At 58.5% G+C, this 8958-nt stretch carries 6 protein-coding genes; 3 read left to right on the top strand and 3 right to left on the bottom strand.

Going from position 1 to position 8958, the window contains the following annotated elements:
- Positions 1 to 5: 5 nt before the first annotated feature.
- The 3 genes from B9Z37_RS14165 (at position 6) to maiA (ending at position 2500) form a co-directional block, all read left to right on the top strand.
- Complete coding sequence (locus tag B9Z37_RS14165; protein WP_108313683.1) at positions 6 to 1043, top strand: cupin domain-containing protein; 1038 nt, start codon at positions 6 to 8, stop codon at positions 1041 to 1043.
- A 112-nt stretch (positions 1044 to 1155) separates the two neighbouring features.
- Complete coding sequence (locus tag B9Z37_RS14160; protein WP_108313685.1) at positions 1156 to 1857, top strand: fumarylacetoacetate hydrolase family protein; 702 nt, start codon at positions 1156 to 1158, stop codon at positions 1855 to 1857.
- A gap of 7 nt (positions 1858 to 1864) precedes the next feature.
- Entirely contained in the window at positions 1865 to 2500 is a 636-nt protein-coding gene (gene maiA, locus B9Z37_RS14155; protein WP_108313682.1) for a maleylacetoacetate isomerase, read from the top strand.
- A 97-nt stretch (positions 2501 to 2597) separates the two neighbouring features.
- Here maiA and B9Z37_RS14150 read toward each other — a convergent pair whose 3' ends face one another.
- From B9Z37_RS14150 to B9Z37_RS14140, 3 genes are all read right to left on the bottom strand, one after another.
- Positions 2598 to 3599 (bottom strand): aldo/keto reductase, encoded by a 1002-nt coding sequence (locus B9Z37_RS14150; RefSeq protein WP_108313681.1) that lies wholly within the window; start codon positions 3597 to 3599, stop codon positions 2598 to 2600.
- A 72-nt stretch (positions 3600 to 3671) separates the two neighbouring features.
- Positions 3672 to 7253 carry a DUF748 domain-containing protein gene (locus B9Z37_RS14145; RefSeq protein ID WP_108313680.1) on the bottom strand — a complete coding sequence of 1194 codons (3582 nt, stop codon included), beginning with the start codon at positions 7251 to 7253 and terminating at the stop codon, positions 3672 to 3674.
- Positions 7254 to 7376: 123 nt separating this feature from the next.
- Positions 7377 to 8744: a Crp/Fnr family transcriptional regulator gene (locus B9Z37_RS14140; RefSeq protein WP_240606743.1), complete on the bottom strand. Its 1368-nt coding sequence runs from the start codon at positions 8742 to 8744 to the stop codon at positions 7377 to 7379.
- Positions 8745 to 8958: the final 214 nt, after the last annotated feature.

The raw sequence follows: 8958 nt of genomic DNA, 5'->3' as shown, positions 1-8958 counted from the left end.
CGAACATGCAAGAACTCGGAAAACTCGAAGACCTGCCGCAAGACTACCGCGACGATCTGAAAAACCTGAACCTGGTGCCCTTGTGGCCCAGCCTGCGCGGCGTGCTGCCCCCCAAGGTGCCCACGCGCCAGACCCAGCCCACTTGCTGGGCCTACAAGGACATCAAGCCGCTCTTGCTCAAAGCAGGCGAGCTGACCCCAATTGAAAAAGCCGAGCGCCGCGTGCTGGTGCTCGCCAACCCCGGCCACGGTCTGGAAAAAATGCAGGCCTCAGCCGCCATGTATTTGGGCATGCAGCTGCTCATGCCTGGCGAGTGGGCCCCCAGCCACCGCCACACGCCCAACGCGGTGCGCATGATCGTCGAAGGCGAAGGCGCTTACACCACGGTGGACGGCGAGAAGTGCCCGATGAGCCGCGGCGACCTGATCCTCACGCCCACAGGCCTGTGGCACGAGCATGGCCACGACGGCACCGAGCCCGTCATCTGGCTCGATGTGCTGGACCTGCCGCTGGTCTATTACATGGAGGCCAGCTACCACATCAACGGCGAACGCCAGACCGTGGTGCCCGGCCAGGGCGACAAGCAATACGCCCGTGGCGGCGTGGTGCCCAGCCATGTGTTCGAGCGCAGCAAGAAGGCTTACCCCATGCTGCGTTACGCGTGGAAAGACGCCAAAGCGGCGCTGGAGTCATTGGCCGCTGACGATGCGGGTCTGGAACAGGTGCAGGTCACCTACACCAACCCCGAAACCGGTGGCGATGCCGAAAACATTCTGGGCTTTTATGCCCTGATGCTGCGCCCCGGCCAGACGCTGCGCCTGCCTGCACGCTCGCCTGCGCAGGTGTTCCACGTCATCGAAGGCCAGATTGAGGCCAGCATCGTCGACAAGACCTTCCAGATTGCCGAAGCCGACACCTGCTGCGCCCCCGGCTACGAAGCCGTGACGCTCAAGAACCTGAACACCAACCAGCCTGCGTTCGTGTTCATCGCCGATGAATCTCCGCTGCACCGCAAACTGGGTGTGTACGAGAACCGCGGCTAAAGCACAAGCTGTCATCCTCGGGCTTAACCCGAGGATCCACAGATGCCCGATCAAGTCGGGCATGACAGTTGAATTTTTTGCGGCATCACTGCCTTTTCATTGAATGACCCCCATGACCTCTTACCTCTTCACCCCTCCCGCCGTTCAATCCCTGCCCGTTCGCGGCAAAACCGAGCGCTTCCCGATCAACCGCATCTTCTGCGTGGGCCGCAACTACCATGCGCACGCCGTCGAGATGGGCCGCCCGGTCGACAAGAGCGTCGAGCAGGCTTTTTACTTCACCAAGTCGCCCCAAACCCTGGTGGAGAGTGGCGCGACCGTGGCTTACCCACCCCGCACCAGCAACTACCACTTCGAGATGGAGCTGGTGCTGGCCATAGGCAAAGAAGGTTTTCGCGTGAGCGAAGCCAACGCGCATGAGCTGGTTTATGGCTATGCCGCAGGCCTCGATATGACACGCCGCGACCTGCAACTGGTGGCGCGCGACAAGGGCCGCCCTTGGGACACCGGCAAGGACATCGAAGAAGGCTCGGTGTGCTCCGAGATCGTGCCCATGCCGGGCGTGGTGATTGAGAACGGCAGCATCGCCCTCGAAGTCAACGGTGCCACCAAGCAGTCGTCCGACGTGGACAAGCTGATCTGGAACATCCGCGAAATCATCGCCGACCTGTCCACCTATTACCACCTGCAACCCGGCGACCTGATCTACACCGGCACGCCCGAAGGCGTGGGTGCTGTGGTGACCGGCGACAAGATCACCGGCCGGGTGCAAGGCGTGGCCGAAGTCGCGCTGACGATTGGCGCTGCGGAATAATAGGGCCATGAAACTCTACAACTTCTTCCGAAGCGGCACCTCGCACCGCCTGCGCATCGCGCTCAACCTTAAGGGCATTGCCACTGACTACGTGGCGGTGGACCTGCGCGTGGAGGAACACCTCAAAGACGCCTTCAAAGCGGTCAACCCGCAACAACTGGTGCCCGCGCTCGACACGGGTGAGCAGGTACTGGTCCAGTCGCCCGCCATCATCGAGTGGCTGGAAGAAAAATACCCCACGCCTGCCCTGTTGCCCGCAGGTGCAGATGACCGCGCCCATGTGCGTGCGCTGGCGGCCATCGTGGGCTGCGACATCCACCCGATCAACAACCGCCGGATTCTGGAGACCCTGCGCAAGCAGTTCGGGGCGAACGAAGACGCCATCAACGCCTGGTGCGCCACCTGGATCAGCGCCGGATTTGACGCCTACGAAGCCCTGATCTCGGCCGACGCGAAACGCGGCCGTTTCAGTTTTGGCGACACGCCAAGCATCGCAGACGTGTATTTGATCCCCCAAGTGGAAAGCGCTCGCCGCTTCAAGGTGGATTTGAGCCGCTGGCCATTGATCAGCGCCATCGACAAGGCCTGCGGAGAGCTGGAGGCTTTTCAAAAGGCCGCGCCCATGGCCCAGCCAGACGCTTGATGGAAACGGCTTCAGCCGTAATCCACTGACATCGCTTGCAGGCAAGCTCCTACAAAACACCTGCCATCACGCACAACGGTTCGGGGTTTTGCAGGTGTCAGGCAAACACTTCGGTGTCCACCTCGCTGTTGGCCTGCGCGTTGTAGCGGTCGCCAGACACGGTGTTCTGGTTGATCAGCGCTTCAACGCGGCTGATCAAACTGGCATCGAGCTGTACATCCACAGCGCCCAGATCGTCCAGCAAATGGTCCACCGAGGTGGTACCAGGGATCGGGATGATGTCGTCGCCCTTGTGCAGCAGCCAGGCCAGCGCCAACTGCGACGGGCTGCAACCGGCTTCTTGTGCCAGCGCGTTGTAGCCGGGCAGCAGCTTCAGGTTGGCAGCATGGTTTTCTGGTGCAAAGCGGGGCATGCTGCGGCGGATGTCCTTGGCGTCGAAGCCCGTAATGTCGAGCGGACCACACAAAAAGCCCCGCGCCACCGGGCTGAAGGCCACAAAGGCCGCGCCCAGTTCGCGGCAGGCTTGCAGCACCGCGATCTCGGGGTTGCGGGTCCAAAGCGAATACTCGGTCTGCACCGCCGCAATCGGGTGCACCGCATGCGCTTTGCGCAGCGTGCCAGCCGATACCTCGGACAAGCCAATCGCCTGGATCTTGCCCTGGCGCACCAAATCGCTCAGCGCGCCCACGCTGTCTTCGATGGGCACTTTTTTGTCCCAGCGGTGCAGGTAATACAGGTCGATCACATCGGTCTGCAAGCGGCGCAGTGCGTCTTCGCAGGTCTTTTTGATCGTCTCGGGCCGGCCGTCGATCACGCGAACTTTGGTGCCATCGCTTTGCTCAACCCCTTGCATACCGCATTTGCTGGCCAGGGTGAATTTTTGTCGGTGCGGTTTCAGGACTTTGCCCACCAACGTCTCGTTGGCGCCAAAGCCATACAAGGCGGCTGTGTCAAAAAAGTTCACACCGTGGTCGAACGCGGCCAGCAGCACACGCTCGCCCTGTTCGGCCGAAACCGGTGCGCCATAGGCATGGCTGAGGTTCATACAGCCCAGGCCGATGGCGCTGACGTTGAAAGAGGCAATTTGTCGATTTTTCATACCGACATCTTAGACGGACAAATCTGGGGCACACAGCTGGGCCGGCCCCGGGACGTGCATGCAAGCCACAGCTCAATCGGCTGACACCACCAATTTCACGTGGGGCACAAAGTGAGGGGGGCGGGCAGCGTCAGAGACCACTGGCGCACCCAGGAACAACTGAGCTTCAGGCACCTTCAAGGCGATCAGCGCTTCCCGGACTCGTTGGGCTCGGGCTTGCGCCAAATCGCGCATGTCTGATGCATCGACCGACACAGCGGCCAGCAACAAGGCTTCCATCTCAGTTTGAGGCAAGTCCTTGACCAAACCCAAGGCGTTGCGAGGCTTGGGAACCGCAGAGCGCCGATAGACCGATTTGAGCAAGGCCTGGTATTCCTCTGGGCTGACCACGATCGCTTTCGAGGCATCCTGATTGTCCCGTGACAGTCGGCGGCGCTTTTCAGCCTTCACCAGATCAGCGAGTTCTGCCTGGCGAAAAGCCTCACGCTCTGCATCCAGATCGGCTTGGCCCAACAGGGTCACGCGCAGCGCCGGTTTGTCACTCAACGATTTGGCCACCGCTTCCAGCTTCACGCGGTTGGCTGCGTCCACCTCTGCACCGCCAGCCGGGAAGTCCAACTGCTCCAAGCGGTCCTCACCCGAAAAGGCCTCCGAGATCAGGCTAAAGGGCGAGATGATGGCCTTGCCGATCAGATTGAGAACCATTTTCCAGACAATGGCCCCCACACGAAAATCGGGATCATTGATGGAGCCGCTGACAGGCAGGTTGATGTCAATGACGCCTTGGCTGTCGGCCAGCAAGGCCACGGCCAACTTCACCGGCAAATTGGGGGCATCCGTGCTGTTCGATCTTTCACCAAAGCGCAGCTGATTCAGAATGATCTTGTGGGTGGCGAGCAGCTGGGCGTTGGCATCAATGCGGTAATTCACTTCCGCCGAAAGCTTTCCTCGCTCGATGCCGTAGCCCGCGTATTTGTTGCTGTAAGGCGAGAATTGCGGAAGATCCAGGTCACGAACTTGGCCACGAACATCCAGCGCCACTGGCCGGGTGAGCGGGTTCATGTGGCCATGGATGTCCAGCTTGCCCGAGCCAGCCACCCGGCCACGCAAGCTCAGCTCAGCCAGCTGTGCGGCTTGCGCATCTTGGTTGCGGTTCGAAAAAGCCCCGAGGCTGCCAGCTAACTCCGTCAAATCGGCCGAGTAGTTGGGCTGGATGTAATGGTCAGAAAACAGGACTCGGCCATTCACCATGCCCATGGGCCCCAAAGTCACCACGGCCGTTGCAGGGGTCGACTTGGAATCGTTGGCAGTTGAGGACTTCAAAAGACGCTGCCAATTGAGTTGTCCTTTGGGGTCGATGGCCACGCGGACAAAAAAATCACTCAGCGTGGTTTCGTCTATTTTCAGACGCGCCAGCGCGCCCGACTGGAGGCCGAGGTCCAAACCGCGCACATTCAAGGTCTTGACATTCAGCAGGTCATCGCTGTCGGGCGGCATGGTGGCGCGCAAATTTTCAAGCGCCAAATTACCCTGCAAATTCAAGCCCAGACCGGCATCTGGCAAGGCCAAATCCAGGGTTCCGGCATAACTCAGGTCGGCTCTCTTCAAGTCGAAGTTGACCATTTCAGCCCCATAAGGACTCAACTTGTGAACTGGTAAATGATCCAGCTGCAATCGCCCTTTGAGCTGCAAAGGCGTCGCCTTCGCGGGCTCCAAACCCGTGGAGGGAAGACGAAACGCCCCATCAAACCCTAAACGTCCGGCGTCGCGGCGCCCAGAGCCCACAAGCAAGCCCAATTTAACGGGCGTCATCTGAGGCGAATCGGCCAGCGGTTGCCACGGTCCTGTGCTGAGGTTCACTTCGCGGACATCCATCTGAACCTGCCCGCCAGCTGAACGATCGTCCAGATTGACCACGCCGGCACTGATCTGCAATTGGCGAACGTCCAACTGCCACGGCTTGGACGAAGGGCTTGGCTTTTCAGCTTGCGTCTTCGTGGGCACCCACCAGTCCTGGGCCATCCAGCGCCCCTCGGGGCTGCGCAACAACTTCAGCTGAGGCCGTGTCAAAGCCACACGCCCCAAACGCGCCTGTTGTTTGAAAACATCGACTTCCACCTGATCCAACGCCAACTCGGCCAGCGAGGCATCTGGTTGGCCGGGCTTGCCTAGGCTGACATCGGTGACCCGGATCTGCGGCGCCGTGACCACCAGCCGTGCCGGTTCAGCACCTTCAGCAGCACGCCAATCCAGCCGAAGGTCTGCAGACGACTTGCCAGAAAGCTCAGGCACAAACAGCTCCGCCCAATAGGGTGCTGCGCTCTTGAGTGACAAGCCAGCCCACTTCACGCCCAGTTGTGCACTCTTCAAATCGCTCTCACCGCTCAAAGACACACTGCCCCCCTGAATGCTGGCTTGTCCATTCAGCGGTGCCACTTGCCGTGCTGGCCAGCTCAAATTGCGGCTTTGAAAATCGAGATCGGCCAGCACCACCGTCGTGGGCACTCGGGTCATGGCGTCCTGCCATTGCACCTGCCCCGCCGATATTTGAAAGTGCTTCAAGGCATAAAAAGAAGGCCGCTTTTCGGGGAATGGATCGCTACCGGGAGCCGGTGCATAAAACCGCTGAAAACGCGCCCAGTTCAACTCGCCTTCGCGATCACGCCGCACATGCACAACAGGGCGATCCAAATGCAAGCTGTCGAGCTTGAACACCGCTTCGAGTGGCCGCCATTCATCGATCTTTAAATCCAAACCACCGCATTGCAGCAAAGGCTGATCTTTCGGGGCACTTGTCTTTTCATTGAGCACCAAGCCGTTCAGAGTCAAGTGACCCGACAGCGCCACTTCTGCGGAAGCCTGTTGGCGAAAGTCCACAGCGACATCCATGTCCAACTGCCCCTGCGCCAGACGCACAGGCCAAGCTGCTGGCAAATAAGGCAAATAAGGCGCAACGTCCAGGTCTTTGATCTTGAACCGGGCCTGCGTGTGCCGGTCCTTCGCAAAGGGTGCCGTCTCGGCATCGGTGTCAAACGCAGCGCCATTGAACTTGAATGCCAAGCGCGGGTGTGTCGCCACATCGCGCCTGCCCCCCAGGTTGCTCAAAAACGGAATGTCCAGCCGCACATCCGACAGAACATGGTTGACCGCCTTGGGCTCATCGCGAAATTGCACGCCCCCACCCATGATCTGGATGTTAAACAAGGACAAACGTGGCATGCCGGTGCTGGGTGCACCTGGTGCTGTGAAGCGCTGCAAAACATCATCGATGTCGTAACGGCCTTGCCCCAAATGGGTCAAATGCACCTGCGGGTTGCGCAACACAATTGCATCGGCCACGGGCGCAAAGAACACCAGCGACTGCAGCGCCACATTCACCTCGATCTCGTCAACCGTCAACTGGGCTTCGCTTTCGGCATCTTGCGAACCCGCCTTGCCAATGCGCAAGCCCCGCAAAATCAGCGCCATAGACCAAGGTCGAAACGCTACTTGCTCGACCGTGACCACACGCCCCAACATCCGAGCGCCTTGCTTTTCAAGTTGCCATTGAACCAAGCGAGGCACAGCAGCCCAGCTGACCACCCACAAAAGCAGCACACCGAGCACAAAAAACAATGCCCTGCGCTGCCAGCGCTTTGAAAGGCCCAATTGCATGATCAACTCTTTGTAAGAACAACAAGCGTGATTTTCTTCGATCCCGCCTTGCTCTTTGTAACATGGCCGATACAACTGGACTCACCCACCCTGCGCAGACACCTGCGCACAGAAAAATCCTCATCAGGCCCCTCTGCTCGAAGACGATGACACCCGCAGCCGTGGTTGTGCTCGGAAATCAATGTCCATGCTTTTGAAGTCTACTTTCTCCAGCGTTGTATCTGTCGCCAAATGCTGCCAGTCGTCCATCAGGGTGGCATTGGCTGAGACCAGCCGTCCCTCCTGATCCTTGAACCACAACATGAAAGGTTGCGTGGCAAGCTGCATTTGCTGCAGCCGCTCGTGATCAAGCTCTTGCGCCACCTGTCGTTTCTCCTGGGTGACATCAATCATCACCAGCCTGCATTCGTCACCCACATCGTCAAGGGTCGCATCAATCCGCACCATCATTTCAGGCCGGTGGTCTGTGGCAGAGAGGGTTACCTCGCAATATCGGCGGCATTTGCCACTCAGAACTTCCTGATGAAAATCCTGAAACCGAGCCTGATCTGAAACATTCATGTGGAGCACAAATGCCATCGGACTGCGCTGAGAACGCTGGACATCCAACATGATGGCCCCAGCCAAATTGGTTTGGACCACCTGCCCTGACTTGTCGAGACTCACAAAACCCACAGGTGCAAAATCGTAGGCATCCTGGTATCTGTGAAGCAGTGCATCCTCCACCAGCGGTTCTTGAAAATCATCGAGGCCCGCATCGGTGATAGGTGAGCGTTCCGCACGCGCATACAGACGCCGGGTCTCTGCGGTCACCAATGAAAAACATTCACAAACACAATCGGTCAAGCCATCACGGTCCAGGATGTTGATCCGCCCTCGACCACTGGCCACCAAGCCTGCCGACTGCAATTTCCCCAGCGCTTGAGTGATCGACTCGCGACGAACCCCCAACATGTTGGCAATCGTTTCATGGGTAACGTTCAACTGGTCACTGAGCAAGGCATCCTGATTGAACAAAAGCCAATAACAAAGTCGCTCACTGACACTGTGGTGGCCAATGCACACAATGCTCTGGGCCATTTGCGTGATCAGAGACTGCACGTAACACAGGGCCAATTGCTGCAACTCCCGGCATCGGGTGAGTTCAGTCTGAAAGACATCGACTGGCATTTTGTAAGCCTGACCCGCACACTGGACAACGGCACGGTGGTTCATGGAGCCACTGCCCAGCACCAACGAAACGCCCACCATGCCGTCCCGGCCTGTCATGGCCAACTCGGAACTGCCCCCGTCGGCGGTGTGCGAAACCAATGAAGCCGTGCAGGTGGTCGGGAAATAAACAAAATCGAGTGCTTCACCCGCTTCACAAATCACTTGCCCAGCGGCAAGATCAACCGGCTTGAGATGTTCAACCAGACGAGCGTAGTGGTTCAACGGGACAGCTGCCAAGATTCTGTTCTGGCGGGCACTTTCAACCATGGGATAAGTCATACCAATTCCTTCCTGAATTACTCAAATGATGAGCTGTGCGCTTCACAGCCAAACAATGAGTCCATGTTGTTTAGATTCAATCTTGATAGCCATTGATCTAAAGATCAGTTTTCATCGATAAGACGACATATATCCATCAGCCATCCCCCTATTCGATTACCGTAAATCAATAACGCTTTGCACATAGCGGGTATCAAAAGAAAACAGCTAACTC

It is taken from the genome of Limnohabitans parvus II-B4 (assembly GCF_003063455.1).
Classification (GTDB): domain Bacteria; phylum Pseudomonadota; class Gammaproteobacteria; order Burkholderiales; family Burkholderiaceae_C; genus Limnohabitans_A; species Limnohabitans_A parvus.
The sequence above is the reverse complement of the archived record's forward strand: the minus strand, read 5'-3'. Positions and strand labels throughout refer to the sequence as shown.

Excerpts from the sequence above, each read along its gene's own strand:
- B9Z37_RS14160 (WP_108313685.1), top strand. The coding sequence starts at position 1,156 with ATGACCTCTTACCTCTTCACCCCTCCCGCCGTTCAATCCCTGCCCGTT.
- B9Z37_RS14150 (WP_108313681.1), bottom strand. The coding sequence starts at position 3,599 with ATGAAAAATCGACAAATTGCCTCTTTCAACGTCAGCGCCATCGGCCTG.
- B9Z37_RS14165 (WP_108313683.1), top strand. The coding sequence starts at position 6 with ATGCAAGAACTCGGAAAACTCGAAGACCTGCCGCAAGACTACCGCGAC.
- B9Z37_RS14145 (WP_108313680.1), bottom strand. The coding sequence starts at position 7,253 with ATGCAATTGGGCCTTTCAAAGCGCTGGCAGCGCAGGGCATTGTTTTTT.
- maiA (WP_108313682.1), top strand. The coding sequence starts at position 1,865 with ATGAAACTCTACAACTTCTTCCGAAGCGGCACCTCGCACCGCCTGCGC.
- B9Z37_RS14140 (WP_240606743.1), bottom strand. The coding sequence starts at position 8,744 with ATGACTTATCCCATGGTTGAAAGTGCCCGCCAGAACAGAATCTTGGCA.